This window comes from Streptomyces mutomycini (genome assembly GCF_001700505.1).
GTDB classification, from domain to species: domain Bacteria; phylum Actinomycetota; class Actinomycetes; order Streptomycetales; family Streptomycetaceae; genus Streptomyces; species Streptomyces mutomycini.
Genome location: NZ_MAPV01000132.1, coordinates 1 through 26,355 on the forward strand (window position 1 = coordinate 1; position 26,355 = coordinate 26,355).

General features: G+C 70.3%; 27 protein-coding genes. 17 read left to right on the forward strand and 10 right to left on the reverse strand.

Going from position 1 to position 26,355, the window contains the following annotated elements:
* Both BFF76_RS19685 and BFF76_RS19690 read left to right on the forward strand, forming a co-directional pair.
* Nucleotides 1-567, forward strand: a 567-nt coding sequence (locus BFF76_RS19685) for a sterol desaturase family protein (RefSeq protein ID WP_141695628.1), incomplete at its 5' end; no start/stop codon positions are given.
* Complete coding sequence (locus BFF76_RS19690; RefSeq protein ID WP_065848727.1) at nt 564-1,244, forward strand: lysoplasmalogenase; 681 nt, start codon at nt 564-566, stop codon at nt 1,242-1,244. The genes BFF76_RS19685 and BFF76_RS19690, both read left to right, overlap by 4 nt.
* A gap of 204 nt (nt 1,245-1,448) precedes the next feature.
* On the opposite strand, the gene BFF76_RS19695 is transcribed toward BFF76_RS19690, so the two are convergent.
* On the reverse strand, nt 1,449-2,978 hold the full coding sequence (locus tag BFF76_RS19695) for a S8 family peptidase (RefSeq protein ID WP_053929804.1): 1,530 nt from the start codon (nt 2,976-2,978) through the stop codon (nt 1,449-1,451).
* 312 nt (nt 2,979-3,290) lie between these two features.
* On the opposite strand from BFF76_RS19695, the gene BFF76_RS19700 reads away from it, so the two are divergent.
* The 3 genes from BFF76_RS19700 to moaA all read left to right on the forward strand — a co-directional run bounded on the left by BFF76_RS19700 (nt 3,291) and on the right by moaA (nt 6,445).
* The gene (locus BFF76_RS19700) at nt 3,291-3,656 is read left to right on the forward strand and encodes a DUF485 domain-containing protein (protein ID WP_031099893.1); all 366 of its coding nucleotides are present in this window, start codon (nt 3,291-3,293) and stop codon (nt 3,654-3,656) included.
* Nucleotides 3,653-5,290, forward strand: a complete 1,638-nt coding sequence (locus tag BFF76_RS19705) for a solute symporter family protein (protein WP_031099895.1) — start codon at nt 3,653-3,655, stop codon at nt 5,288-5,290. Before BFF76_RS19700 ends, BFF76_RS19705 begins: the two co-directional genes overlap by 4 nt.
* A gap of 165 nt (nt 5,291-5,455) precedes the next feature.
* Nucleotides 5,456-6,445 (forward strand): GTP 3',8-cyclase MoaA, encoded by a 990-nt coding sequence (moaA, locus tag BFF76_RS19710; RefSeq protein WP_053929803.1) that lies wholly within the window; start codon nt 5,456-5,458, stop codon nt 6,443-6,445.
* On the opposite strand, the gene BFF76_RS19715 is transcribed toward moaA, so the two are convergent.
* Both BFF76_RS19715 and BFF76_RS19720 read right to left on the reverse strand, forming a co-directional pair.
* Nucleotides 6,428-6,676 (reverse strand): hypothetical protein, encoded by a 249-nt coding sequence (locus BFF76_RS19715; protein WP_031099901.1) that lies wholly within the window; start codon nt 6,674-6,676, stop codon nt 6,428-6,430. The two genes, moaA and BFF76_RS19715, sit on opposite strands and share 18 nt — an antisense overlap.
* A 189-nt stretch (nt 6,677-6,865) precedes the next feature.
* Nucleotides 6,866-7,222, reverse strand: coding sequence for a DUF3099 domain-containing protein (locus BFF76_RS19720; protein WP_031099903.1), 357 nt, complete (start codon nt 7,220-7,222; stop codon nt 6,866-6,868).
* A gap of 213 nt (nt 7,223-7,435) precedes the next feature.
* Here BFF76_RS19720 and BFF76_RS33930 point away from each other — a divergent pair.
* Nucleotides 7,436-7,646: GlsB/YeaQ/YmgE family stress response membrane protein (locus BFF76_RS33930; protein ID WP_141695629.1), on the forward strand; the 211-nt coding region annotated here is incomplete at its 3' end.
* Between the two features lie 26 nt (nt 7,647-7,672).
* Here the strand turns inward: BFF76_RS33930 and tyrS are convergent.
* The 3 genes from tyrS to BFF76_RS19735 form a co-directional block, all read right to left on the reverse strand.
* Nucleotides 7,673-8,941 (reverse strand): tyrosine--tRNA ligase, encoded by a 1,269-nt coding sequence (gene tyrS, locus BFF76_RS19725; protein ID WP_031099907.1) that lies wholly within the window; start codon nt 8,939-8,941, stop codon nt 7,673-7,675.
* 63 nt (nt 8,942-9,004) lie between these two features.
* Nucleotides 9,005-10,399: a metallopeptidase TldD-related protein gene (locus BFF76_RS19730; protein ID WP_065848728.1), complete on the reverse strand. Its 1,395-nt coding sequence runs from the start codon at nt 10,397-10,399 to the stop codon at nt 9,005-9,007.
* Nucleotides 10,396-11,919, reverse strand: a complete 1,524-nt coding sequence (locus BFF76_RS19735; RefSeq protein ID WP_031099913.1) for a TldD/PmbA family protein — start codon at nt 11,917-11,919, stop codon at nt 10,396-10,398. Before BFF76_RS19735 ends, BFF76_RS19730 begins: the two co-directional genes overlap by 4 nt.
* A 434-nt stretch (nt 11,920-12,353) precedes the next feature.
* On the opposite strand from BFF76_RS19735, the gene fabG reads away from it, so the two are divergent.
* The 3 genes from fabG (at nt 12,354) to BFF76_RS19750 (ending at nt 14,373) form a co-directional block, all read left to right on the forward strand.
* On the forward strand, nt 12,354-13,073 hold the full coding sequence (fabG, locus tag BFF76_RS19740; RefSeq protein WP_031099914.1) for a 3-oxoacyl-[acyl-carrier-protein] reductase: 720 nt from the start codon (nt 12,354-12,356) through the stop codon (nt 13,071-13,073).
* A 5-nt stretch (nt 13,074-13,078) separates the two neighbouring features.
* On the forward strand, nt 13,079-13,846 hold the full coding sequence (fabI, locus tag BFF76_RS19745; RefSeq protein WP_031099916.1) for an enoyl-ACP reductase FabI: 768 nt from the start codon (nt 13,079-13,081) through the stop codon (nt 13,844-13,846).
* A 158-nt stretch (nt 13,847-14,004) separates the two neighbouring features.
* A complete protein-coding gene (locus BFF76_RS19750) occupies nt 14,005-14,373 on the forward strand; it encodes a hypothetical protein (protein ID WP_031099917.1) in 369 nt (122 codons plus the stop codon).
* 10 nt (nt 14,374-14,383) lie between these two features.
* On the opposite strand, the gene BFF76_RS19755 is transcribed toward BFF76_RS19750, so the two are convergent.
* Nucleotides 14,384-15,058: a FadR/GntR family transcriptional regulator gene (locus BFF76_RS19755; RefSeq protein ID WP_065848729.1), complete on the reverse strand. Its 675-nt coding sequence runs from the start codon at nt 15,056-15,058 to the stop codon at nt 14,384-14,386.
* Nucleotides 15,059-15,227: 169 nt separating this feature from the next.
* Here BFF76_RS19755 and BFF76_RS19760 point away from each other — a divergent pair, with 169 nt between their 5' ends.
* The 4 genes from BFF76_RS19760 to BFF76_RS19770 all read left to right on the forward strand — a co-directional run bounded on the left by BFF76_RS19760 (nt 15,228) and on the right by BFF76_RS19770 (nt 17,585).
* Nucleotides 15,228-16,490 carry a CynX/NimT family MFS transporter gene (locus tag BFF76_RS19760; RefSeq protein WP_065848735.1) on the forward strand — a complete coding sequence of 421 codons (1,263 nt, stop codon included), beginning with the start codon at nt 15,228-15,230 and terminating at the stop codon, nt 16,488-16,490.
* A gap of 17 nt (nt 16,491-16,507) precedes the next feature.
* Nucleotides 16,508-16,624 (forward strand): SGM_5486 family transporter-associated protein, encoded by a 117-nt coding sequence (locus tag BFF76_RS34470; protein ID WP_086010434.1) that lies wholly within the window; start codon nt 16,508-16,510, stop codon nt 16,622-16,624.
* A gap of 138 nt (nt 16,625-16,762) precedes the next feature.
* Complete coding sequence (locus BFF76_RS19765; protein WP_065848730.1) at nt 16,763-16,969, forward strand: hypothetical protein; 207 nt, start codon at nt 16,763-16,765, stop codon at nt 16,967-16,969.
* A gap of 97 nt (nt 16,970-17,066) precedes the next feature.
* Nucleotides 17,067-17,585: a SixA phosphatase family protein gene (locus tag BFF76_RS19770; protein ID WP_065848731.1), complete on the forward strand. Its 519-nt coding sequence runs from the start codon at nt 17,067-17,069 to the stop codon at nt 17,583-17,585.
* Nucleotides 17,586-17,659: 74 nt separating this feature from the next.
* On the opposite strand, the gene serB is transcribed toward BFF76_RS19770, so the two are convergent.
* The gene (serB, locus tag BFF76_RS19775) at nt 17,660-18,907 is read right to left on the reverse strand and encodes a phosphoserine phosphatase SerB (RefSeq protein WP_031099921.1); all 1,248 of its coding nucleotides are present in this window, start codon (nt 18,905-18,907) and stop codon (nt 17,660-17,662) included.
* A gap of 278 nt (nt 18,908-19,185) precedes the next feature.
* Between serB and BFF76_RS19780 the strand changes: the two genes are divergently transcribed.
* Nucleotides 19,186-21,765, forward strand: coding sequence for an ABC transporter ATP-binding protein/permease (locus tag BFF76_RS19780; RefSeq protein WP_065848732.1), 2,580 nt, complete (start codon nt 19,186-19,188; stop codon nt 21,763-21,765).
* Between the two features lie 137 nt (nt 21,766-21,902).
* Here the strand turns inward: BFF76_RS19780 and BFF76_RS19785 are convergent, their stop codons facing one another.
* A complete protein-coding gene (locus tag BFF76_RS19785) occupies nt 21,903-22,625 on the reverse strand; it encodes a transglycosylase SLT domain-containing protein (protein ID WP_053929792.1) in 723 nt (240 codons plus the stop codon).
* A 523-nt stretch (nt 22,626-23,148) separates the two neighbouring features.
* On the opposite strand from BFF76_RS19785, the gene BFF76_RS19790 reads away from it, so the two are divergent.
* The 3 genes from BFF76_RS19790 (at nt 23,149) to BFF76_RS19800 (ending at nt 25,330) form a co-directional block, all read left to right on the forward strand.
* Nucleotides 23,149-24,294, forward strand: coding sequence for a GAF domain-containing sensor histidine kinase (locus tag BFF76_RS19790; protein ID WP_031099927.1), 1,146 nt, complete (start codon nt 23,149-23,151; stop codon nt 24,292-24,294).
* Complete coding sequence (locus tag BFF76_RS19795; protein WP_031099930.1) at nt 24,287-24,931, forward strand: response regulator; 645 nt, start codon at nt 24,287-24,289, stop codon at nt 24,929-24,931. The genes BFF76_RS19790 and BFF76_RS19795 overlap by 8 nt, the downstream gene beginning before the upstream one ends.
* A 147-nt stretch (nt 24,932-25,078) precedes the next feature.
* A complete protein-coding gene (locus tag BFF76_RS19800; protein WP_053929791.1) occupies nt 25,079-25,330 on the forward strand; it encodes a chaplin family protein in 252 nt (83 codons plus the stop codon).
* Between the two features lie 126 nt (nt 25,331-25,456).
* On the opposite strand, the gene BFF76_RS19805 is transcribed toward BFF76_RS19800, so the two are convergent.
* Nucleotides 25,457-26,236 (reverse strand): hypothetical protein, encoded by a 780-nt coding sequence (locus BFF76_RS19805; RefSeq protein WP_053929790.1) that lies wholly within the window; start codon nt 26,234-26,236, stop codon nt 25,457-25,459.
* Between the last annotated feature and the right edge of the window lie 119 nt (nt 26,237-26,355).

The following is a 26,355-nucleotide window of genomic DNA, read 5'->3' on the forward strand; positions in this document are numbered from 1 at the left end:
CACGTGGTCCACCACTCCAGCAGGAAGTTCAACCTGACGACGGCGCTGCGCCAGCCCTGGACCTCCCTGACCGTCTGGCCGTTCTACGTCCCGCTCATCGCCTGCGGAGTCCACCCGGCCGCACTCGCCTTCTGCTCCTCGGTGAACCTCGTCTACCAGTTCTGGGTGCACACCGAACGCATCGACAAGCTGCCCCGGCCCTTCGAGTACGTCCTCAACACCCCCTCCCACCACCGGGTGCACCACGCCTCCCAGGGGGGTTACCTCGACCGGAACTTCGGCGGCATCCTGATCGTGTGGGACCGGCTCTTCGGCTCCTTCACCGTCGAGACCGAGCGGCCCGTCTTCGGCCTCACCAAGAACATCGCCACCCACAACCCGCTGCGCGTCGCCACCCACGAGTACGCCGCCATCGCCCGCGACGTACGGGCGGCCACCACCTGGGGCGAGCGCGCGGGCCGGGTCTTCCGGGGGCCGGGCTGGCAGCCGTCGCGCACCGGGACCGCCGTGCACGTCCCCGCTCCCGCCGCCGCGCAGCCGGGCGTCTCCACGGAGCGCGCCGTATGACGCCCCGAGCCGGTGCGCCCCGGCTCGTACGCCCGCTGCTCGTCACCTTCCTGGCCGTCGCCGCCGTCCATCTGACGGGGCTGCTCGCCGGGGTCCACGCCGTGCACGTGGCGACCAAGCCGCTGCTGATGCTCCTGCTCGTCGCCTACGCCGCCGCCCGCGGCGGCCCCCGGCTGCTGCTTGCCGCGCTGCTGTGCGGCTGGGCGGGGGACGTGCTGCTGATGCCCGACGCCGAGCCCGCCTTCCTCGCCGGGATGGGCTTCTTCGCCGCGGGTCATGTCTGCTACCTGCTGCTTTTCGGCCGGGCCGCGGTGCGACCGGTCAGCGGCCTCGTCTACGCCGCCGTGCTCGTCACCTTCGTCGTGCTCCTGTGGCCCGGGCTGCCGGAAGGACTGCGCATCCCGCTGACCGGTTACAGCGTGCTGCTCACGGCCATGGCCTGGCGGGCGGGCACCCTCGGACGCCACGCCGCGCTGGGGGGCGCGCTCTTCCTGCTCTCCGACGCGCTGATCGCCACGGGCATGGCGGACTGGCCGCAGCTGCCCGCCCACAACTTCTGGATCATGCTCACCTACATCGCGGCGCAGTATCTGCTCACCCGGGGCGCGCTCGGTGGGCCGGCGGCTTCCGCCGGCGCCGCCCCCGGGGCGCACCGTGAGCGGCGTATCAGAATCTGAGACGAACGAGGACCCCCACGCATGCGCGCCACAGTGATCCAGCCCGGGTGGGGGCCCGCCAGGCCGTTCAGGCTCCGAGGGAGGAGCGGTCACGAGTTTCCCGGCTACTCATCGAGCCGAAGCCGTAGCCGTAGCCGAGAGCCGTAGCCGCGGCGGTACGCGGGAGGGGCCGGGGACAGCTGTCCCCGGCCCCTCCCTCATGCCTTACCTGCGGACCGCGTCCAGCGCGTCCACGACACCGGCTCCGTAGAAGCCGTTGTACTCCTTGCCGCCCTCGCAGACGGCGTCGACGGTGCCGTCACCGTCGATGTCGTACGGCGCGCCGCACGCGGTGGCGTCGGCCTGGTGCGTCAGCAGGGCCTTCACCGCGGCCGCCGAGGCGTGCGGGTGGGTCGACTTGATCAGGGCCGCGACGCCCGCGACGTGCGGGGACGCCATCGACGTACCGCCCTTGTAGCCGAAGCCGCCGCCGGGCAGCGTCGACAGGATCAGGCCGCTGGTGGCCGGGGCCTCGGGCGCCTGGTAGCGCGTCGAGTCACCGCCCGGGGCGGCCACGTCGACGACCCCGAGACCGTAGTTCGAGTACGAGGCCTTGAGGTTCTTCGCACCGGTCGCCGAGACCGTCACGACGCCCGGCACCATGGTCGGGATGTCCGGGCAGGCGCTCGGGTCGACCGTGCGGGTGACCGGCGTCGTGTCGTTGGGACTCGTGGTGTCCTCGATGGCGTCGAGGGCCAGGTCGTGGTCGGAGTTGCCGGCCGCCGCGACGTTGACGACACCCTTGCCCTCCGCGTAACGGCTGGCGCGGGTGACGGCCTCGACCAGGGCGCCCTGGTCCGGGTCGTTCTTGCAGTTGAACAGCCACGGGTCGGTGTAGTAGCTGTTGTTGGTCACGTCGATGCCGTGCTCGGCGGCCCAGACGAAGCCGCAGACGACGGCCTCGGTGTAGAAGAAGCCGGCGGGCGTGGACACCTTGATGCCGGAGACCTTCACACCGGGCGCGACGCCGGTGACCCCGGTGCCGTTCTTCGCCGCGGCTATGGTGCCCGCGACGTGCGTGCCGTGGTCGCTCTCACCGGCCGCGGGCCGCCAGGCGCCGTCCGTGGTGTCCGGGGCGCCGGACACACAGTTCACCGAGGACTCGCGGTCGAAGTTCGGAGCCAGGTCCGGGTGCGTGTCGTCCACACCCGTGTCGATGACGGCGACCGTGACCTTGCTGCTGCCGAGCGACTTCTGGTGTGCCTTGTCCGCCTTGATGGCCGGAAGGTCCCACTGCAGGGGCTCCAGCGGGTCCTGGCCCGCCACCGCGTCCTCGGACGCCGCCCGCGCCTGCGCGGCGGTGAGGGGCTGCTCGACCCCGATGTCCTTCGTCGCCTGCGGAACGATCGGGCTGGTGCGCGTGGCACCCGCCGACTGAACGCCCTTGGCCTTGCGGATCGTCGCGCCGAAGTCCGGGTTCTGCGAGTGGACGACGATGACGCCGATCTTGTCGTACGAGGTCACGACGGTGCCGCCTGCCGCGGCTATCGCCTTCCGCACCTGCTTGACGGTGCCGTGACCCGCTCGCGTGTTCACGACGTACGACAGCTGGGGGCCGTCCGCCGCGACCGCCGCCGGCTCGTCCGCGGGTGCCGCGGCCGCGGTCCCCGTCGGGAGGAAGCCGAGCGAGGCCGTGAGCGCGAGTCCGACGGGCAGCGTGAGTACGCGAGTCCGTCTGGATACCAGATGAGCCATGGGTTCTCCACATCATCCGTGCCGGTATGGCCGGACACCGGTGTGTCCGGTCCGGTACATGACGAGTGAAGTTATCGCTGATCTTCCCGGCACGACAACGAATACGGGCAAGTGAGTTCGAGGTGTGACCTGCGGGAGTCGCGTCCACGCGAGTCGGCGGCACAAGAACGAACCTGCGGTGAACCGCTTCGCCACGCTCTCCGTGCCGTTGCACAGGGAGTCGTGCATCCAGCCCCAGCTACCCGACAACGCAGAGGACTCCCCGTGAAATCCACCGTTCCCACCACCGCACCCGCGTCGCGAGGAGAGTCCGTGGCCACCGAAGCACCGCCGCCCCAGAGCCCTGAGGACGGCAGCCCCGTCCAGCCCACGACCGAGGCGTGGCTCGAGGCGCAGAACAGTGCGGAGTTCACCGAACTGCGCCGCTCCCACCGCTCCTTCGCCTTTCCGCTGACCGTCGGATTCATTGCCTGGTACCTGCTGTACGTACTGCTGTCCAGCTACGCCGGCGGCTTCATGAGCAAGATCGTCTTCGCGAACTTCAACGTCGCCTTCGTGTTCGGCCTCGCCCAGTTCGCCACCACGTTCCTCATCGCCTGGTTCTACTCGCGCCACGCCACGAACAAGCTCGACCCGCAGGCGGCGGCCATCAAGTCCCGTCTGGAGGCCGACGCATGAGCGCCGCGTACGCATCACAGGCCGTGAGCCAGCTCGCCGCGTCGTCGACGACCGAGCACCGGCCGCTGATCATCACCCTTTTCGCGATCTTCGTCGCGGCGACCCTGGCCATCACCGTCTGGGCCGGCCGGCAGACCAAGAGCGCGTCGGACTTCTACGCCGGCGGGCGGCAGTTCACCGCCTTCCAGAACGGCCTCGCCGTCTCCGGCGACTACATGTCGGCGGCGTCCTTCCTCGGCATCGCCGGCGCCATCGCGCTCTTCGGCTACGACGGCTTCCTCTACTCCATCGGCTTCCTCGTCGCCTGGCTCGTCGCCCTGCTCCTCGTGGCCGAACCGCTGCGCAACTCGGGCCGCTACACCATGGGCGACGTCCTCGCCTACCGGATGCGCCAGCGGCCGGTGCGCACCGCCGCGGGCGTCTCCACCATCGTCGTGTCGATCTTCTACCTGCTGGCCCAGATGGCGGGCGCCGGCGTCCTCGTCTCGCTGCTGCTCGGCATCACCAGCGACGCGGGCAAGATCCTCATCGTCGCGCTGGTCGGCGTGCTGATGATCGTCTACGTCACCATCGGCGGTATGAAGGGCACCACCTGGGTGCAGATGGTCAAGGCCGTGCTGCTCATCGCCGGCGCGCTCCTCATGACCTTGATGGTGCTGTGGAAGTTCGACTTCAACGTCTCCGACCTGCTCGGCACCGCCGCGGAGAAGAGCGGTCACGGCGCGGCGTTCCTGGAGCCCGGCCTCAAGTACGGCGCCACCGACGTCTCGAAGCTGGACTTCATCTCGCTCGGTATCGCGCTGGTGCTCGGCACCGCGGGCCTGCCGCACATCCTGATCCGCTTCTACACCGTGCCGACGGCCAAGGCCGCCCGTAAGTCCGTGAACTGGGCCATCGGCATCATCGGCGCCTTCTACCTGATGACGATCGCCCTCGGCTTCGGCGCCGCGGCGCTCATCGGGCCCGAGGAGATCAAGGCGAAGAACCCGGCGGGCAACGCCGCGGCACCCCAGCTGGCCGAGTACCTCGGCGGGGTGGGAACCACCGGCGGCGCCATCATGCTCGCCGTCATCTCCGCCGTCGCCTTCGCCACGATCCTCGCCGTCGTCGCGGGCCTCACGCTCGCCTCCTCGTCCTCCTTCGCCCATGACATCTACGCCAACGTCATCCGCAAGGGGAAGGCCACCGAGAAGGAGGAGATGAGCGCGGCCCGCTGGGCCACCGTCGCGATCGGCGTCGTCTCCATCGCACTCGGCGCGATGGCCCGCGACCTGAACGTGGCGGGGCTCGTGGCCCTGGCCTTCGCGGTCGCCGCCTCGGCCAACCTGCCGACGATCCTCTACAGCCTCTTCTGGAAGCGCTTCACCACCCAGGGCGCACTCTGGTCCATCTACGGTGGTCTCGCCTCGTCCGTCATCCTCGTGCTGTTCTCCCCGGTCGTCTCCGGCAAGGCCAGCTCGATGTTCCCGGCCGTGGACTTCGCCTGGTTCCCCCTGGAGAACCCCGGCCTCATCTCCATCCCGCTGGGCTTCCTGCTCGGCTGGGTCGGCTCGGTCATCTCCAAGGAGGAGCCGGACAAGGGCAAGTACGCCGAACTCGAGGTCAAGTCCCTCACCGGCACCGGAGCCCACTGACCGCCCGCCGCACCTGCCGCGCCTCCACGGGGCCCCGTCGTAGAGACCTACGACGGGGCCCCGTCGCCCCTCGTGGCAACCGGGCCCCCGCGATGTCACAGGTCTCGCGTAGTCTCGGAGGAGTCAGACCGCAACCGCGGACACCACCGGGGGAGGGGGCCCACAGTGCTCATCGACACCTATGGCCGGGTCGCCACCGACCTGCGTGTTTCACTGACCGACAAGTGCAATCTCCGCTGCACCTACTGCATGCCCGAAGAGGGCCTGCAGTGGCTGTCCAAGTCCGACCTTCTCAGCGACGACGAGATCGTCCGGCTCATCCGCGTGGCGGTCACCGACCTCGGCATCACGGAGGTCCGCTTCACCGGCGGCGAGCCGCTGCTGCGCCCCGGCCTCGTCTCCATCATCGAGCGGTGCGCCGCCCTGGAGCCCCGCCCCAGGATGTCGCTCACCACCAACGGCATCGGACTGAAGCGCACCGCGGCCGCCCTGAAGGCGGCGGGCCTGGACCGGGTGAACGTCTCCCTCGACACCCTGCGCCCCGATGTCTTCAAGACACTCACCCGCCGCGACCGGCACAAGGACGTCCTGGAAGGACTCCAGGCCGCCCGCGAAGCAGGCCTCACCCCGGTCAAGGTCAACTCCGTGCTCATGCCCGGGCTCAACGATGACGAGGCCCCCGAGCTGCTCGCCTGGGCCGTGGAGAACGCCTACGAGCTGCGCTTCATCGAGCAGATGCCGCTCGACGCCCAGCACGGCTGGAAGCGGGACGGCATGATCACCGCAGGTGACATCCTCGCCTCGCTGCGCACACGCTTCACGCTCACCGAGGAGGGCGACGAGGAGCGCGGGTCAGCCCCCGCCGAGCGCTGGACCGTCGACGGCGGCCCGCATCGTGTCGGCGTCATCGCCTCAGTGACCAGGCCCTTCTGCCGGGCCTGCGACCGCACCCGGCTCACCGCCGACGGGCAGGTCCGCACCTGTCTCTTCGCCCGCGAGGAGACCGATCTGCGCGGCGCCCTGCGCTCCGACGCGCCGGACGAGGAGATCGCCAGGATCTGGAAGCTCGCGATGTGGGGCAAGAAGGCCGGCTCCGGACTCGACGACCCCACCTTCCTGCAGCCCGACCGGCCCATGTCAGCGATCGGCGGCTGAGGACTCCCACTCCGCCAGTGTCACGACGTCCTTGAGGAAGCCGCGCACACCGAGGAACGAGGAGAGATGCTCCCGGTGCTCGTCGCAGGCCAGCCAGGTCTTGCGGCGCTCCGGGGTGTGCAGCTTCGGGTTGTTCCAGGCAAGAACCCATAGGGCATCGGCGCGGCAGCCCTTGGCGGAACAGACCGGTGTGCCGGTGGCGCTCTCGGCGGAGGTGGCGGGGAAGTTCACGGTGCCAACCCTAAGCGCTGCCGCCTGAGACCGATTCCTTCCCGGGCCCCTGCGACGCACCCCCGCCGGAGAACGGCGACGCCGAGCAGCCACGGGGGGAGCTGCCCGGCGTCGGTCCATCACTCCGACGGGGGATGCGGAGCGCACATGAAGTATGTCACGGGCGCCGGGGTCCGGTGCACCGTAACGTCACGATTGATCTGAGCTCTTCCCCGGCTCCTCGGCAGGCTCAGCGGCGCCGCCCCCGGGGGCAGCGCCGAGAGCCGGCAGCACGGGCGCGGGCACGAACGTCGAGGGGAGCGAAGGGGCGTTCTCCCGGCCCGCGTTGGCGATGACCACCGCGACATAGGGGAGCAGAACGCCCAGTGCCAGCGCCACGACGGCCACATGCCTCTCGACGTTCCACAGGGTCGTGGCCAGCACCACGGAGACGGTGCGCACGGACATCGAGATGATGTAGCGCCGCTGCCTGCCGCGCACGTCGTCGGCAAGACCCTGCCGGGCGCCCGTGATCCGGAAGACCTCCGTGCCGCTCTGCTTCCGCATAGTCGCTCCACCACCAGATCTCTGTGCCGGACATCTCCGGACGGCGCCGGCTCACTACGGTACGCCCGGCTTCCGCCGCATTCGAGACCGGGGCGAGCCCGTTCGCACGGTCCGGACCTCGGTTCCACGTACGGCCCTGTCCGGCATGCGGCGTACGACCGGCAGGCCGAGACTGGGCGGACATGCGCAGACCGCGCCGCACGAGGAGGCGACATGAGTTGGTTGTGGGCAATCATCGTGGGCTTGGTGCTGGGTGTCATCGCCCGTGCGATCCTGCCGGGCAAGCAGAACATCCCACTGTGGCTGACGGTGGTGTTCGGCATCCTCGGAAGCATCCTCGGCAACGCCGTCGCGACCTGGATCGGCGTCAACGAGACCGATGGCATCGACTGGATCCGCCATCTGCTGCAGCTGATCGGTGCTGNNGGTGCTGCGCTGTGCCCGTCGGCGTCAGCCGGCGGTGACCTCGACGGCGGCCAGGTTCTTCTTGCCCCGGCGCAGGACCAGCCAGCGACCGTGCAGCAGGTCCTCGGGCGCCGGAGCGCTCTCGCCGTCCGTGACCTTCGTGTTGTTCACGTAGGCCCCGCCCTCCTTGACCGTGCGACGGGCGGCCGACTTGCTCGCCGACAGCCCGACCTCGACCAGGAGGTCCACCACCGGGCCCAGCTCGGTGACCCGGGCGTGCGGCACCTCGGAGAGGGCGGCGCTCAGCGTCGCCTCGTCCAGCTCCCCGAGCTCGCCCTGGCCGAAGAGCGCCTTGGAGGCCGCGATGACCGCCGCGCACTGCGCGCCGCCGTGGACCAGCGTCGTCAGCTCCTCGGCGAGCGAGCGCTGCGCCGAACGCGCCTGCGGGCGCTCCTCGGTGAGCTTCTCCAGCTCCTCGAGCTCCTCGCGGCTCTTGAAGCTGAGGATGCGCATGTACGTCGAGATGTCCCGGTCGTCCACGTTCAGCCAGAACTGGTAGAACGCGTACGGCGTCGTCATCTCCGGGTCGAGCCAGACCGCACCGCTCTCGGACTTGCCGAACTTGGTGCCGTCCGCCTTCACCATCAGCGGCGTCGCCAGCGCGTGCACCTGGGCATCCGGTTCCATGCGGTGGATCAGGTCGATCCCCGCGGTGAGGTTGCCCCACTGGTCGCTGCCGCCCTGCTGAAGGGTGCAGCCGTAGCGCCGGTAGAGCTCCAGGAAGTCCATGCCCTGGAGGAGCTGGTAGCTGAACTCCGTGTAGCTGATGCCCTCCTGGGACTCCAGCCGGCGGGCCACCGAGTCCTTGGTGAGCATCTTGTTCACCCGGAAGTGCTTGCCGATGTCCCGGAGGAACTCGATCGCGGACAGCCCCGCGGTCCAGTCCAGGTTGTTGACCATCGTGGCGGCGTTCGGGCCCTCGAAGGTGAGGAAGGGCTCGATCTGCCCGCGCAGGCGCTGGACCCACGCGGCGATGGTCTCCGGGTCGTTCAGCGTGCGCTCCGCGGTCGGCCGCGGGTCACCGATCTGACCGGTGGCCCCGCCGACGAGGGCGAGCGGCTTCAGCCCGGCGAGCTGGAGCCGGCGCATGGTGAGCACCTGCACCAGGTGGCCGACGTGCAGACTCGCCGCGGTCGGGTCGAACCCGCAATAGAAGGTGACCGGGCCGTCCGCGAGAGCCTTGCGCAGTGCGTCCTCGTCAGTGGACTGGGCGAACAGCCCGCGCCACTTCAGCTCGTCGACGATGTCCGTCACGGTCGTTTCTCTCCTCTGAGGCTTCGACTGGTTTCGATCGGTTGTCCGGTCAGTCTATGGGGGTCATACGCCCCGGCTGACCGAGCTCATGTGGAAGTCGGGGATGCGCAGCGCGGGCATCGCGGCCCTGGTGAAGTAGTCGCCCCACTCACGCGGCAGCGTCCTCTCCGTACGGCCCGCCTCCGACGCCCGGGACAGCAGCCCGACCGGCGACTCGTTGAACCGGAAGTTGTTCACCTCGCCGACGACCTCGCCGTCCTCCACCAGGTAGACCCCGTCGCGGGTCAGCCCGGTCAGCAGCAGTGTCGCGGGATCGACCTCCCGGATGTACCAGAGGCAGGTCAGCAGCAGGGCCCGGCCGGTCGTCGCCGCCACCATCTCCTCCAGCGACTGCGCACCGCCGCCGTCCAGCACGAGGTTGTCCATGGACGGGGCGACCGGCAGACCCGTCAGCCCGGCGGAGTGACGGGTCGTGGTCAGCCGCTCCAGCCTGCCGTCCTTGATCCAGTCCGTCGGTGCCAGCGGCAGCCCGTTGTCGAAGACCGAGGCACCGTCCCCCGAAGCGTGCGCGATCACGAACGGGGCCGACTCCAGCCCCGGGGCGTGCGGATCGCTGCGCAGGGTCAGCGGGAGCTGCGAGAGCGTCTCCCCGATCCGCGTGCCGCCGCCCGGCCTGGAGAAGACCGTCCGGCCCTCCGCCGCGTCGCGCGCACCCGCCGACCAGTACTGGTAGATCAGCAGGTCGGCCACAGCCGTCGGCGGCAGCAGCGTCTCGTAGCGCCCGGCCGGCAGCTCGATCCTGCGCTCCGCCCAGCCGAGGCGCTGCGCGAGCTCCGCGTCCAGGGCCGCCGGGTCGACGTCCTTGAAGTCGCGGGTGGCCCTGCCCGCCCAGGCGGAGCGCGTCCGGTCCGGGGACTTGGCGTTCAGCTCCAGCGTCCCGTTCGGCTGGTCGTGGCGCAGCCGCAGCCCCGTCGACGTGCCCAGGTACGTCGAGTCCATCTGGTGGTGGGCGAAGCCGTACAGTTCGCGGCCGCCCGAGCGGGCCCGCGCGAAGGCGTCGCCGAGTGCCGGGGCGAAGCCGGCGAAGACGTCGGAGCCGGTCTCGGCCGGGGGTTCCGTGAAGTCGGCGGAGACCGGCACCCCGGAGACCAGCGGCTGCGCGTCCTCGGCCGGCCCCGCACCGCGGGCGGCGGCCTCCGCCGCCCGCACGAGCGGTTCCAGGTCGTCGGCGGTGACGGCGGAGCGTGACACCACACCGGAGGCCGTCCCCTCTGCGCCGTCCACCGTCGCGATCACGGTCAGGGTCCGTCCCCGCGTCACCCCGTTCGTGGTGAGCGCGTTGCCGGCCCAGCGCAGATTGGCGGATGAACTCTCGTCCGCGACGACCACGCAGCCGTCGGCGGTGGACAGCTCCAGTGCGCGCTCGACGATCTCGTACGGCTTGCTGACGCGGCTCATCGCCCGCCCTCCTGCGTCGTGTTGAGGATGTTCACGCCTCGGAAGAGGGCGGACGGGCAGCCGTGCGAGACTGCCGCGACCTGACCCGGCTGGGCCTTGCCGCAGTTGAACGCGCCGCCCAGGACGTAGGTCTGCGGGCCGCCGACCTTCTCCATTGAGCCCCAGAAGTCCGTGGTCGTCGCCTGGTACGCCACGTCACGGAGCTGGCCCGCCAGTCTGCCGTTCTCGATCCTGAAGAACCGCTGCCCGGTGAACTGGAAGTTGTACCTCTGCATGTCGATCGACCACGACCGGTCGCCGACCACGTAGATCCCGCGCTCAACGCCGCCGATCAGGTCCTCCGTGGAGAGCCCGCCCGGATCCGGCCGCAGCGACACGTTCGCCATGCGCTGCACGGGCACGTGCGCCGGTGAGTCGGCGTACGCGCACCCGTTGGAACGGCCCAGACCGGTCAGCTTCGCGATCCGCCGGTCCGTCTGGTAGCCCACCAGCGTGCCGCTCTTGACCAGGTCCCAGGACTGCGCCTCGACACCCTCGTCGTCGTACCCGATGGTCGCGAGCCCGTGCTCGGCGGTGCGGTCACCGGTCACGTTCATCGCGGGGGAGCCGTATGTCAGCTTGCCGAGCTGGTCGAACGTGGCGAACGACGTCCCCGCGTAAGCCGCCTCGTAGCCCAGCGCCCGGTCCAGCTCGGTCGCGTGGCCGATCGACTCGTGGATCGTCAGCCAGAGGTTCGACGGGTCGACGACCAGGTCGTACGTCCCGGCCTCGACGCTCGGCGCGCGCATCTTCTCGGCCAGCAACCCCGGGATGCGCTCCAGCTCGGCGTCCCAGTCCCAGCCGGTGCCCGTCAGGTACTCCCAGCCCCGGCCCACCGGCGGGGCGATCGTCCGCATCGAGTCGAACTCGCCGGTCGTACCGTCCACGGCCACCGCGGTCAGCTGCGGATGCACCCGCACCCGCTGCTGGGTGGTGACGGTGCCGGCGGTGTCCGCGTAGAACTTGTTCTCGTGGACGGTCATCAGCGAGGCGTCCACGTGCGCGACCCCGTCGGCCGCCAGCAGCCGCGAGCTCCACTCGGCGAGCAGCCCGGCCTTCTCCGCGTCCGGCACGGAGAAGGGGTCGACCTCGTACGCCGAAACCCAGGTCCGCTCGCCGTGCACCGGCTCGTCCGCCAGCTCGACCCTCTCGTCGGACCCGGCCGCCGCGATCACCTTCGCGGACAGCTTCGCCATGGCTACGGCTTGCGAGGCCACCTTCGCCGCCGCGTCCATCGTCAGGTCCACCCCGGACGCGAACCCCCAGGCCCCGCCGTGCACCACCCGGACGGCGTACCCGGTGTCGGTGGTGTCCGACGTCCCGGAGGGCCGTGCGTCCCGCAGCCGCCAGGAGGCGCCGCGTACCCGCTCGAACCGGAAGTCCGCGTGCACGGCGCCGAGCGCCCGGGCGCGGGCGAGCGCCGCGTCGGCGAGGGCGCGGAGCGGCAGGGCCAGGAACGACTGATCTACCTCGTGGGCCACGAAGAGCTCCCCTTCTCTCTGAGTACCTCGGAGTGAACCATGCAACGGGACGTCTCCGGGCGGCTACATGTTTCCGCACGACTGCGTGCCGAGTACCACCATCGCGAGGGGACCGGGCGGACGTCACAGAGGTGGACGGAGCTCCCCGGATCGTGTGTGCGGGTGATGCGGAGACGCCGGGGGAGCAACTGGTTCCATGTCGGGGCGCAAGCGGTCGCCGGATACCGACTGCCCACCCGTGACGCGGCGCGATGTCGAACATACTTCCCCTGCCGTGATGCGACCGTGCCCAATTGACCGTGACGTCCAGTTGGTGCCGACTGTAGGAACCCGACAGTGCCGTGCGGGAGCCACTGTCGGAGGCCGATTCCCTGGAAGCGGGGTGGTACCGATAGGTTTTCGATGTACCAGACCGCCAAGGAAAGGGTGATCCGTTGAGCCGCTCGGTTCTCGTCACCGGAGGAAACCGGGGCATCGGCCTCGCCATCGCCCGCGTCTTCGCCGACAACGGTGACAAGGTCGCCGTCACCTACCGCTCGGGGGAGCCGCCTGCGGCGCTCACCGAAGCGGGCGTTCTCGCGGTCCGGTGCGACATCACCGACACCGAGCAGGTGGAGCAGGCCTACAAGGAGATCGAGGAGAAGCACGGACCCGTGGAGGTGCTGGTCGCCAACGCCGGTATCACCAAGGACCAGTTGCTGATGCGGATGTCCGAGGACGACTTCACGTCCGTGCTCGACACCAACCTCACCGGCACCTTCCGCGTCGTCAAGCGCGCCAACCGCGCGATGCTGCGCGCCAAGAAGGGCCGTGTCGTCCTGATCTCCTCCGTCGTCGGCCTCCTCGGCTCGGCCGGGCAGGCCAACTACGCGGCGTCCAAGGCGGGCCTGGTCGGCTTCGCCCGGTCGCTGGCCCGTGAGCTCGGCTCGCGGAACATCACGTTCAACGTCGTCGCGCCCGGGTTCGTCGACACCGACATGACCCAGGTGCTCACCGAGGAGCAGCGCAAGGGCATCGTGTCCCAGGTGCCGCTCGGCCGCTACGCGCAGCCCGCCGAGATCGCGGCCGCGGTGCGCTTCCTCGCTTCTGACGACGCGTCGTACATCACTGGAGCCGTCATCCCCGTTGACGGCGGATTGGGCATGGGTCACTGATCACCATGAGCGGAATTCTCGACGGCAAGCGCATCCTCATCTCGGGTGTGCTGATGGAGTCGTCCATCGCATTCCACGCCGCGAAGGTGGCCCAGGAGCAGGGCGCCGAGGTCATCCTCACGGCCTTCCCCCGGCCGACGCTGACCGAGCGCATCGCCAAGAAGCTTCCGAAGCCCGCCAAGGTCATCGAGCTCGACGTGACCAACGACGAGCACCTCGACCGGCTCGCCGGCCTGGTCAGGGACGAGCTCGGCTCGCTGGACGGCGTCGTGCACTCCATCGGCTTCGCGCCGCAGGACGCGCTCGGCGGCAACTTCCTGAACACGCCGTTCGAGTCGGTCGCCACCGCGATGCACGTCTCGGCCTTCTCGCTGAAGTCGCTCGCCATGGCCTGCAAGCCGCTGATGTCGGAGGGCGGCTCGATCGTCGGCCTCACCTTCGACGCGCAGTTCGCCTGGCCCCAGTACGACTGGATGGGCCCGGCCAAGGCCGCGCTGGAGGCCACCTCCCGCTACCTCGCCCGCGACCTGGGCAAGGACAGCATCCGCTGCAACCTGATCTCGGCCGGGCCGCTCGGCTCCATGGCCGCCAAGTCCATCCCGGGCTTCGGTGAGCTCGCGGACGTCTGGAACCACCGCTCACCGCTGGAGTGGGACATGGCCGACCCGGAACCGGCCGGCCGCGGTGTCGTCGCACTGCTCTCGGACTTCTTCCCCAAGACCACGGGCGAGATCATCCATGTCGACGGTGGCGTGCACATGATGGGTGCCTGACCCAGGCAGCAGGCAGACAGCCGCGTACCCCTCCCCGGGGTACGCGGCCGTCGCACGTGCCGGCCGGCTCTCCCGGCGCTCGAGTCGAAAAGATGGCGGTTCCACCGCAGAATGTGATGGAACCGGACTTCTGGTCAGGCTGCGGGGAGGAGGTCGCTGTGCGCTCCACACGTCGCCGAACCTGGGCCCTGCTCGCAGCGGCGGCCGTCGTCGCGGGGCTCCTGGCCCCGGTGGCCGTGAGTGCGGCCGGCCGGGCGGGGAGCGGAGCGGCGGCGCCGCTCGCGCCGGAACCGGAACCCTCGGGTGCCGAATGCCGTACGTCGGTCGAGGGGTCCCGGGTGGTCGCCTACTGCCACAACCCGTACCCCACCACCGATCTCGTCCGGCTCCACACCGAGTGCGCCCGCTGGTGGGACGTCGATGCCGACGGCAGTGCGGTCGCGGTGCAGCCGGGCCGTACGGTCAAGCTCGAGGACCGCTGCTGGAAAGAGGTCGGCTCGGCCTGGGTCAGCCACTCGGTTTCCTAGGAACCCCCGCTCAGACCCGCTCCCGCAGGCAGTTCAGCGCATGGGCCGCGGCCTCTGCCGCGGCCGTCTCGGCGTCGCCGGCCCGGATCGCCTCCACGAGCCGCCCGTGGTCCATGAGTTCCTCCGGCCCGAGCCTCGTCCCCACGTCGTCGCGCAGATAGTCGCGGAGCAGGTCGTTGAGGTCGGCGTACAGCTCGGTCAGCACGTCGTTGTGCGAGGCGGCGACAACCGCGAGGTGCAGGGTCGCGTCGGCGGCCACGAAGGCCTCCGCGTCCCCCGACGCCCACGTCTCCTCGCGCCGCACCATCAGCGTGTCCAGTTGCCGTATGTCCCGGTCCGTGCGCCGCAGGGCGGCAAGGCGGGCCGCGGACGACTCCAGGGTGGAGCGCAGTTCGGCGACGTGCCGGGGATCGGCGTCCGCGAACCGGCGCTGCATCACCCCGGCCAGCTCACTGGTCGCCACCACATACGTGCCGGAGCCCTGGCGGATGTCCAGCAGCCCGTTGTGCGCCAGGGCGCGCACCGCCTCGCGCACCGTGTTGCGGGCGACTCCGAGCTGCTCGACGAGCTCGGGCTCGGTGGGGATCCGCGAGCCCACCGGCCACTCGCCCGCGGTGATCTGGTTCCTCAGCTGGGCAATCACCTGGTCGGCGAGAGCCGAACGCCGCGTGGACGTCAGCGCCATGGTGCTCCTTGCTCGTGTTCCGGAAGAGATGCCCGGAAGAGGTGTCCCGGAAGAAGGGCTCCGGAAGAGGTGGTCCGGGAGGTGCGGGCCCGTCGGATCCCACCCCGATTGTCTCAGGGGGAGAACAGGAGTGGACAGTCAATCATCCCATGATTCTATGATGGGCCTCATGCGCCACGACGAGTCCCCGACCCTGAGTCCTCCCGCCGTCCCCGGCACCCCCGTGCCCGGAAGATCCGCGCCCGGACCTTCCCCCTGGGTACTGCGGATCGTCACCCTCGGACTGGTCCTCGCCGCGCTCAACCTCCGGCCCGCCATCACCAGTCTCGGCCCCCTGCTCGAAGAGGTCCGGGACGGACTGCGCATGAGCGGCAGCATCGCCGGTGTTCTCACCTCGGTGCCGCCGCTCTGCTTCGCTCTGTTCGGCTTCATGGCGCCACGGCTGGCCCGCCGGTTCGGTCCCACCGCCGTCGTCTGCGCGGGCATGGCGGCCATCACCGCCGGCCTCCTGCTGCGCCCCTTCGTGGGCGGTACCGCCGGGTTCCTCGCCGCCAGTGCCCTCGCCCTGATGGGTATCGCCGTCAGCAACGTCCTGATGCCCGTCATCGTCAAGCGCTGGTTCCCCGACCGGGTCGGCACCGTCACCGGCCTCTACTCGATGGCCCTGGCCCTCGGCACCGCCCTCGCGGCCGCCCTCACGGTGCCACTGACGGACGCCCTGGGCGGCAGCTGGCGGACAGGGCTGGCCGTCTGGGCCGCCCTGGCCGCGGTCGCGGTCCTGCCCTGGATCCCGTTCCTGAAGGACCGCGGCGACACATCGGGGCAGCAGATGGGAGCCAAGGCGGCCCCCGCGCTCCGGATCACCCGGAGCCGCACGTCCTGGGCGCTCGCCTGCTTCTTCGGGCTCCAGGCCACGGCCGCGTACATCACGATGGGCTGGATGCCGCAGATCTTCCGTGACGCGGGGCTGCCGGCGGGCACCGCAGGCGTCCTGCTCGCCGTGACCATGGCCATGGGCGTACCCCTCGCCTTCGTCATCCCCCGGGTCGCCTCCCGGCTGCGGACCCAGGGGCCGATCGTCCTCGTCCTCAGCGGATGCGGCCTCCTCGGCTACACGGGCCTCTACCTGGCCCCGGCCGGCGGCGCCTGGCTCTGGGCGCTGCTCCTCGGCGTCGCCAACTGCGCCTTCCCGCTCGCACTCACCATGATCGGGATGCGTTCGCGGACGGGCGCCGGAGTGGTGCGGCTCTCCGCCTTCGCCCAGTCCACCGGCTACCTGCTCTCGATCCCCGGCCCGCTGCTGGTCGGCGTGCTCTACCAGCACAGCGGCGGCTGGGGCCTCCCCCTCGCACTGATGGCGTGCCTCCTCGTGCCCCAGACGGTCGCGGGAATGCTCGCCGGGCGGGACCGGACGATCGAGGACGAATGCTGAGATGCGAGACTGTGCGCATGCCAGTGCTCGATCCGAATCCCCAGAACGGCCAGAAGAAGCTCCTCCTCGTGTTCGGGACGATGCTCCTCATCTCCGTAGTCATCGGCGTGATCGCCACGATCGCCTCCCCCTGACCTTCCCCGGGGGTGGGGCCAGCCCCCTGTCCCCTAGGGGGCCAGGTTCAGGGTCGAGTGGGTGGGCCGCCGGATGGGACCGCCGCCGGCCGGCCCGTAGGTTCTGGGTAACACAGCCGAGGACCCACGGAGGCGGACATGTCGGCCCGTACGCACACCCGGACCCACCGCCCGGTCTCCGGCACCGTCGAGGTCCGGCTGCCGTGGTGGGCCGTCGCGCTGCCCGCCGTCGCCTTCGCCGCACTCCTCCTGCTGATCGTGGAACCCGGCCAGGCGCACGCGGCGGCCGGCGACCCCGCGATCGGGCGGCTGCTCGGGCGCGTCCTCGGGCTGCTGCCCGCCTGACCGGCCCCGCACGCACCCGGCGCCCCTCACGCACCCCCGCATACGAGCACGTCAACACCCTGCGCCCGGAGGCGCAATTCGTGCGAAGCTGAGATGTATGAGCGCCGATACACCTCGCAGGATCGTCCTTCTCAGGCACGCAAAGGCGGAATGGTCGCAGGAGTCGGACCATGAGCGGCCACTGGCGGACCGGGGCAGAAAAGACGCCCCCGTCGCCGGCCGCAGGCTGGCCGATTCGGGAACCGTCTTCGACCTGGCTCTGTGCTCGACCGCCACCAGGACCCGTGAGACCTGGAAACTCGCGGTCCACGAGTTCGCCCAGCGCCCCAGAACCGTGTACGAGGAGAGGCTCTACGAGGCATCCCTCGGCGAACTGATCGCCCTGTTCGACGAGACCCCCGACGACATACGGAATCTGCTGGTCATCGGCCACAACCCCGGTATGCACGGTGCGGCGGACGCGCTTTCCGGTGGGGCCGAGGGCGACGCCCTGGCCCGCATGACCAAGGACGGCTTCCCGACCGCCGCCTACGCCGTCGTCGAGTTCTCCGGCCCCTGGAAGAGCCTGGAGCCCGGTGTGGGCAAGCTCGTCGAATACTGGACGCCGAACGACTGACCGAAGACGTGCGAAGGGGCGCCGGCACACATGGTGTGCCGGCGCCCCTTCGCATGTCGTACGGGTCAGGTCGGTCAGTCCACGAGGCCGTCGGCGGCCTCGACCTCTTCGCGGGTGATCCCCAGCAGATACAGCACGGTGTCCAGGAACGGCACGTTCACCGCGGTGTGGGCGGCCTGGCGGACAACCGGCTTGGCGTTGAAGGCGACACCCAGACCGGCCGTGTTCAGCATGTCCAGATCGTTCGCGCCGTCACCGATCGCCACCGTCTGCGACAACGGCACCCCCGCCTGATCGGCGAAGCTGCGCAGCAGCCGGGCCTTGCCCGCCCTGTCCACGATGTCGCCCACGACCCGGCCGGTGAGCCTGCCGTCGACGACCTCCAGCGTGTTGGCGGAGGCGAAGTCGAGCCCGAGGCGTTCCTTGAGGTCATCCGTGACCTGGGTGAAACCCCCCGAGACCACGCCCACTTGGTAGCCGAGCCGCTTCAGCGTCCGGATCAGGGTGCGGGCACCGGGGGTCAGCCGGACCTCCGCCCGCACCTTGTCCACCACCGACACGTCCAGCCCCGCCAGCAGGGCGACGCGTGCGTGCAGGGACTGCTCGAAGTCGAGCTCGCCGCGCATCGCCTGCTCGGTCACCGCGGCGACCTCGGCCTCGCAGCCGGCATGGGCCGCGAAGAGCTCGATCACCTCGTCCTGGATGAGCGTCGAGTCCACGTCCATCACGACCAGCCGCTGCGCCCGGCGGCCCAGCCCGGCCGACATCACGGCGATGTCGACGCCGATTCCGGCCGCCTCCGTCGCCAGCGCGGTCCGCAGCTCCTCGGTCTCCGTGCCGGACACCGCGAACTCGACCGCGGTGACGGGGTACTTGGCCAGGCGGAAGATCCGGTCGATGTTGCCGCCGGTGGAGGTGATCCTGGCCGCTATGACCGCCGTGGACTCCGCGGTGAGCGGGTGCCCCAGCACGGTCACATGGGAACGGCCGTAGCCGCGGGGCCGGTTGTCGCCCGTGCCCGAGATGATCTCGGCCTGCAGCTTCAGCGACTCCGCCCAGCTGTGCACGGTCGCCCGGAGGTCACCCTCGGTCGTACCGTCCGGGTCCGGCGAGGTCACCAGGGCGCACAGGACGATGCGGCCACGGGTGACGACCTGCTCGATGTCCACGACGTCGACGGCGTAGGCGGCCAGGGTGTCGAAGAGGCCGGCGGTGATACCCGGCCGGTCCTTCCCGAAGATCTTGACGAGGAGAGTGGGGGCGTCCGTGCCGCGAGGAGACCCGGGGGACTCAGGAGACCGAGGTGGCTGAGGTGCGCTCATGGTGGTCCCACCGTATAGGGCCGCGCGGCGAGCTCCGAAGCCGTCCCGAGTGGCGGACGCCCGGTGGCCGGGCCCCGGCGGGCACGCCGCCCCGTGGGACGGGCGCCTCGGATAGGACACTCCTGACCCATTTCTCCCGTGTCCGCACAGGGGGCGCCGGGCCTCCCCGCCGTCTTCACGCCTCCCGGCTTTCCGTTACGGGACCGCTCCTGGAATAGTTCGCCACGATGTTCAGCATCCCTAGGCTCCTGCGACGGGGGCGACTCGGGGGACGACTAGTGGGGCGCGGAGTGCCGGAACTCGTACTGGAATTGAATGGAAGGACCTGGGCGCTCGATCCGTCCAGGTCGTACACCCTCGGACGTGATCCGCAGGGCGACGTGGTGATCGACGACGCCAGAGTGTCATGGCGGCATGCCACGATCAGCTGGAACGGCCGCGGCTGGTCCATCGAGGACCACGGCAGCACGAACGGCACCTACGTCCAGGGCCGGCGGGTCCAGCAGATGGAGATCGCCCCGGGGACGCCGGTCCACCTGGGCAACGCCACCGACGGGCCGAGGCTGAGCCTCACCGCCCAGGCGGGCGCCGGAGTCCACGGCGGACAGGCGGCCCAGGTGCTGAAGACGCCCGCGCCTCCGGTGCAGCACGCACAGCAGGCCCCCGTGCAGCAGCCGCAGCAGCAGGGCGCCGCAGGCTGGCCCGGCGGTCCCGGGCAGCAGCAGGCGCCTTGGCAGCAGGCGCAGGCGCAGGCGCAGCAGCCTCCCGTCCCGCACCAGCAGGGCCACGCCGGCCCGCCCGGAGCGGGCATGCACGGCGGCGCGGCGGGAGCGCCGCCGGTCTACGGGGACCGGAGCCCCACCACCTTCCACCAGCTGGACCTCGGCCGGGTCATGCGCATCGGCCGCGCACTGGAGAACGAGCTGGTCGTCTCCGACCTGCAGGTCTCCCGGCTGCACGCCGAATTCCGGGCGACGCCCGACGGCCGCTTCGAGATCCGCGACCTCGGATCCCACAACGGGACGTACGTCAACGGCCAGCCCCTCAGCAAGTCCGGCACCGCGCTCCTCGGCCCGAACGACATCGTCGGTGTCGGTCACTCGACCTTCCGGCTGGTCGGGGACCGGCTCGAGGAGTTCGTCGACACCGGTGAGGTCTCCTTCTCCGCCCGCCACCTCACGGTCACGGTCGACGGGGGCAAGGACATCCTCAAGGACGTCTCGTTCGGCGTCCCGGAGAAGTCGCTGATCGCCGTCATCGGCCCGTCGGGCTCCGGCAAGTCCACCCTGCTCAAGGCGCTCACCGGTTACCGGCCCGCCAACCAGGGCGACGTGCTCTACGACAACCGGAACCTGTACAAGCAGTTCGCCGAGCTGAGGCAGCGCATCGGTCTGGTCCCGCAGGACGACATCCTGCACAAGGAACTCACGGTCACCAGGGCTCTGCGGTACGCCGCCAAGCTGCGCTTCCCCGCGGACACCACCGACGCCGAGCGCACCGCCCGGATCCACGAGGTCCTCGCCGAGCTCAAGCTCGACATCCACAAGGACAAGAAGATCACCTCGCTCTCCGGCGGCCAGCGCAAGCGCGTCTCGGTCGCCCTTGAGCTGCTGACCAAGCCGTCGCTGATCTTCCTGGACGAGCCGACCTCGGGCCTCGACCCGGGCATGGACCGCGACGTCATGCAACTGCTGCGCGGCCTCGCCGACGACGGCCGTACGGTCCTCGTGGTCACGCACTCGGTGGCCGAGCTGGCCATCTGCGACAAGCTCCTGGTGATGGCGCCCGGCGGATCCGTCGCCTACTTCGGCCCCCCCGAGGAGGCACTGAACTTCTTCGGTTACACGAGCTGGGCCGACGTCTTCTCCGCCTTCGAGAACTACCGGGACTACGACTGGGCGGGACGCTGGCGCGGCTCGCAGCACTACCAGATGTACGCCGCGGACATCGACGCCGTCGCCGCACAGTCCGTACACATGCCCCCGCCGCAGCAGATGCGTCCGCCGAAGCCGTCGGGCTGGGCCGCCCAGCTGTTGACACTGATGCGCCGGTACGTCTCCGTCATCGCGTCCGACAAGGGCTTCCTGCTCCTGATGGTGCTCCTGCCGGCCGTGCTCGGCGTCGTCAGCGTGGTCATCCCGGCGGAGTTCGGCCTGGCGGAGCCCGATCCGCCCTCGCGCTTCAACGGCAAGGCCGGGACGATCATGCTGATCCTGGCGGTCGGCATGTGCTTCGCCGCCGCCGCCAACTCCGTACGAGAGCTGATCAAGGAACGGGTGATCTACGAGCGGGAACGGGCCACCGGCCTCTCGCGCTCCGCCTATCTGCTCTCCAAGGTGATCGTCCTCGGCGTGATCACCGCCTTCCAGGGCGTGATCATCTGCGGGATCGGCTTCTCCACCCGCGAGCTGCCGGAGGAGGGCCTGTTCATGCCCCCCGCCGTGGAGATCTGCCTGTCGATCATCGTGCTGGGCTTCACCTCGATGATGTTCGGCCTGATGATCTCCGCGCTGGTGAAGACCGCCGAGAAGACCATGCCGCTGCTCGTCATGTTCGCCATCGTCCAGGTCGTCTTCACCGGCGTGCTCTTCCAGGTCTACGGTTCCCCGGGCCTGGAGCAGTTCGCCTGGCTGATGCCGTCGCGCTGGGCGGTCGCCGCGGCGGGCACCACGCTGGACCTCTCCCACCTCATGCCGCCGTGGGACCCCGAGAAGCCGGCCGACCTCGACCCGCTCTGGGAGCACACGGCCGGACAGTGGGGGATCAACATCACGGTGATGCTCGTGATGAGCGCAGTCCTGTTCTTCGCGGTCTCGCGGATGCTGCGCCGCCACGAGCCCGAGGTGATGCGCAAGTAGCGGGCCCGGCCCGACCGGTCCCGGAAACGCCCGAGGGCGGCAACCCCGTGGGGTGCCGCCCTTCGGCATGTGCCGGCCGGTCACGCGACGCTGCGGACCGGCAGGTCAGCTCTGCCTGGCCATGCTCGGTGCGTGGCTCAGTACGCGCTGTCGACGTTGTCGATCGAGCCGTACTTGTCCGCCGCGTAGTTGGCGGCCGCGGTGATGTTGGCGACCGGGTCGTACTGGTCGTGCTTGGTGCCCTTGACGTGGTAGAAGTCGAACGTCGGCTTGATGACCTGCAGCAGGCCCTTCGACGGGACGCCGTTGATCGCGTTGATGTCCCAGTTGTTGATGGCACGGGGGTCACCGCTGGACTCGCGGATGATGTTGCGGTGCAGGCCCTCGTACGTGCCGGGGATGTCCTTCTTGTCCATGATGGCGAGAGCCTCACGGATCCAGCCGTCCAGGTTGTTGGCGTAGACCGGCTTGCGGTCGGCCGCACGGCTGGCCTTCTTGGCGGAACGCTTCTTCGCGTCGGCCTTGGCCTTTGCGACGGCCTTCGCCTTCGCCTCGGCCTTGGCGGCGGCCTTCTTCTTCGCTTCGGCTTCCTTGGCCTTGGCCGCGTCGGCGGCCTTCACCAGCTGCTGGGCCGTCGAGTTCTGCTCGATGCCTTCGGCCTTGAGGCTCTTCGTCTGCGAGCCGGTGTAGGCGACCGGCGCGGCGGCCGAGGCGGCCTGCGGCTCGGTGGTGGCCGAGGCGTCGTCGGGGACGAGCGAGAAGGCGAGAGCGGCAGCGGCCAGGGTGGAGACCCCCGCGACGGAGAGCTTCTGCGCCTTGTTCAGGCGACGGTTACGGCTGGAGATGCGGGACACGGACATACAGTCGTACCTCTTCGAATAGCAGGGGTCCTCGGCGAGGACGCAGACGGAAGAGCCGGGGGCATCTCCGTCGGGGACAACGCAATTCTTAGCGCCAGCAAAATGGCTTGGCAAAGGTGTGACGTACGAAGATGAGTAGTTGATGTGGGTCTGGTTGCACCCGTCTTGTCCCGTTTGAACCTTGGCAACTTGCCCGTTTTGGGCAAACTATCCTTCTTCGTAAGTGACGTGGGTCCTATGCATGGGCTCACACGGGAGCCCATGCATGCTCACGAAAAGTTGCTCCTGCGATGCGGAGCGTAAGGGGCTTTTCGGGCGGTGTTCCGCGAGGTGCGGGCCCCTGGGCCGCAGTAGCGCGGCCCAGGGGACCGCGTCCGGATCAGACCGGATCAGGGGCCGGGGCACACGAGCCCGGTCTGATCCGGGCAGGAGGCCCGGACGAGAGGCCCTAGGTCCGAGGCCCCGGCCGGAGGCGGTCCACAGCCCGATACGGCGGCTGCGCCCCCGCCGGTACGGTGAGCGCATGAGTCATCGCCCACCGTCGGGCCTCGCCGCTGTCAGCGCCGCGCTGCTCGCCATGAGCCGGCACCTGGAGGTAGGGGACGTCCTCAAGACGATCGTCGCCTCCGCCCGGGAACTGCTCGACGCCGAGTACGCGGCCCTGGGCGTGCCGGACGACAACGGGGGCTTCGCCCAGTTCGTCGTCGACGGGGTCAGCGACGAGCAGTGGAAGGCCATCGGGCCGCTGCCCCGCCAGCACGGCATCCTCGCGGCGATGCTCCAGGAGGCGAAGCCCCAGAGGCTCGCCGACGTCCGTGAGGACCCCCGCTTCGAGGGGTGGCCCGACGCCCACCCCGACATGTCCGACTTCCTTGGCCTGCCCATCCAGGACGGCGACGAGACGATCGGCGCGCTCTTCCTCGCCAACAAGCGCTGTCCCAGGCCCGTGGGGGGCTGCGGATTCACGGAGGAGGACGAGGAGCTCCTCGGGATCCTCGCCCAGCACGCCGCGATCGCCCTCACCAACGCCCGGCTCTACGAGCGCAGCCGCGAGCTCACGATCGCCGAGGAGCGCTCACGGCTCGCCCACGAGCTGCACGACGCGGTCAGCCAGAAGCTCTTCTCGCTCCGGCTCACCGCACAGGCCGCCGCAGCCCTCGTCGACCGCGACCCGGCACGTGCCAAGGGTGAGCTCCAGCAGGTCGCCGCACTGGCAGGGGAAGCCGTGGACGAGCTTCGCGCGGCCGTCGTCGAGCTCCGCCCCGCCGGCCTCGACGAGGACGGCCTGGTCGCCACCCTCCGTACCCAGATCCAGGTCCTGGACCGCGCCCACGACGCCCGGGTCACCTTCGAGAGCACCGGGGTGCGCGCGCTGCCCTCCGCCCAGGAGGAGGCGATGCTCCGGGTCGCGCAGGAAGCCCTGCACAACGCCCTGCGGCACTCGGGCGCCGGACAGGTCACCGTCACCCTCGCCCGGCGCACCTCCGCCACCGTGCTGCGGATCGCCGACGACGGCCGCGGCTTCGACACCCACGCCGTCCGGCACGCCGGGCGTCATCTGGGCCTCGTCTCCATGCGGCACCGGGCCGGCGACGTCGGAGGCCGGCTGACCGTCGACTCGGAGCCCGGCAAGGGCACCACGATCCAGATGGAGGTCCCCTGTGGCTGACAAGATCATCAAGGTGCTGCTGGTCGACGACCACCAGGTGGTCCGCCGCGGACTGCGTACGTTCCTCGAGGTCCAGGACGACATAGAGGTCGTCGGCGAGGCGTCGGACGGGGCCGAAGGCGTCGCCAGGACGGAGGAGCTGCGGCCCGACGTGGTCCTGATGGACATCAAGATGCCGGGCACGGACGGCATCGAGGCGCTACGCAGGCTGAGGGAGCTGGAGAACCCCGCCAAGGTACTGATCGTCACCAGCTTCACCGAGCAGCGCACGGTCGTGCCCGCCCTGCGGGCGGGAGCATCGGGCTACGTGTACAAGGACGTCGATCCCGACGCCCTGGCCGGCGCCATCCGCTCGGTCCACGCGGGCCACGTCCTGCTCCAGCCGGAGGTCGCCGACGCGCTGCTGGCCCAGGACGACACGGGCAACGGCACGGGGCGGGGGAGCACGCTGACCGAGCGCGAGCGGGAGGTGCTCGGACTGATCGCCGACGGCCGCTCCAACCGCGAGATCGCCCGGGCGCTGGTCCTGTCGGAGAAGACCGTCAAGACCCACGTCTCGAACATCCTGATGAAGCTCGACCTCTCGGACAGGACCCAGGCTGCGCTGTGGGCGGTCCGGCACGGAGCGGCGGGCTGAGCTGTCGCAGCGCAAGCGGACGGTTCCACTACTGTCCGAGATTCATACTGTCGGGTGTTCGGCCCCCGTACAGCGCATCCTCCCGGGCATGACGGCGTTCTCCATGTGCTGCGGCGATCGCCGCAGCGACGCGAGGAGGAACCTGAAGTGAAGAACCTGAAGAAGGCCGCAGCCGTCACCATGATCGCGGGCGGGCTCATCGCCGCCGGTGCCGGAGCCGCCTCCGCCACGGGCCACGGAGGCGCCGGTGCGCACGGCCAGGCCGTGGGCTCCCCGGGCGTCGCCTCGGGCAACCTCGTCCAGGTCCCGGTGAGCGTCCCGGTGAACGTGGTCGGCAACACGGTCAACGTGGTGGGCCTGCTCAACCCGGCCTTCGGCAACCTCGGCGTGAACGGCTGACGCGAGCCCCGCACCCACCGCCGGGACGGCTCCGCCCGAGCCGTCCCGGCGGCCAGGGGCGCGGGACGCCGCCGCTCGCCCGCGCCCTCCTCCGCGGAGTGCGGCTTCTGCCGACCCCGTACGCACCTACCTCCCACGCTCTTCGACGTACGCGTTGTACGCCGCGACCTGCGCACGCCTGGCCACCCGCTCCACCGGCCGCAGCGCCTCGCTCCGGGCCGCGATCTCGGAAGCGCTCACCGCGCCGCCGTGCCCGTTCTCATGGGCCACCGACACCAGCAGCCCCACCCGCTGAGCCAGCTCCAGCACCCGGACCGCCCGCGGTGGATAGCCCGGAGCCAGCACCTCCCGCCCCCGCTCGGCCCGCGCCCGGTAAGCATCCACCGCGGCCTCCGCGACAGGTCCGGAGCCGGCGACGTCCAGCCGGGACAGCACCGCCGTCGCGTCCCGCAACGCCTCGGCGAGCTCCCGCTCGGCCTCACCCAGCGACGGCACATCTGCGGGCGGCGCCTCCCTTACGGGCAGACAGCGCCAGGTCACCTCGACATGGAGATCCCCGGCGGGCCCCACCTCGGTCACCTCCGGGACGAGCCCGTACGGCGCCCCGGACGTGACCACCGCCTCCTCCGCCTCCAGTGCCCTCGCGTTGAAGTCCGGCGGCCCACTGAGCCCCAGCGGATGCCCGGGCACCGGCAGCGCGACCCGGAAACCGGTCGCACCCAGCCCCCTCAGCCGGCCGAGCGTCAGCGTGAGCCCGACGGGCCCCGCCTCACCCGGCAGCCCCTCGACGCGGTGCAGCGCGTCGCCGCCGACGATCGCGAGTGCCGCGTCGTCCGGTGACACGAGTCCTGCCAACAGTGCGTTTCCCCATGCGGCAAGCCGCCCTGAGCGTGGTTCCGAAAGCATGGGAACAGCCTAGGGAACAGCCCCAGGGCCTGAGCACTCCCCGGGTGGCGTAGGTTTTCCCTGGGAGCTGTGCCCACAGGCACGCGACGATCTCGACACTGTATGGGGAGACAACGCGC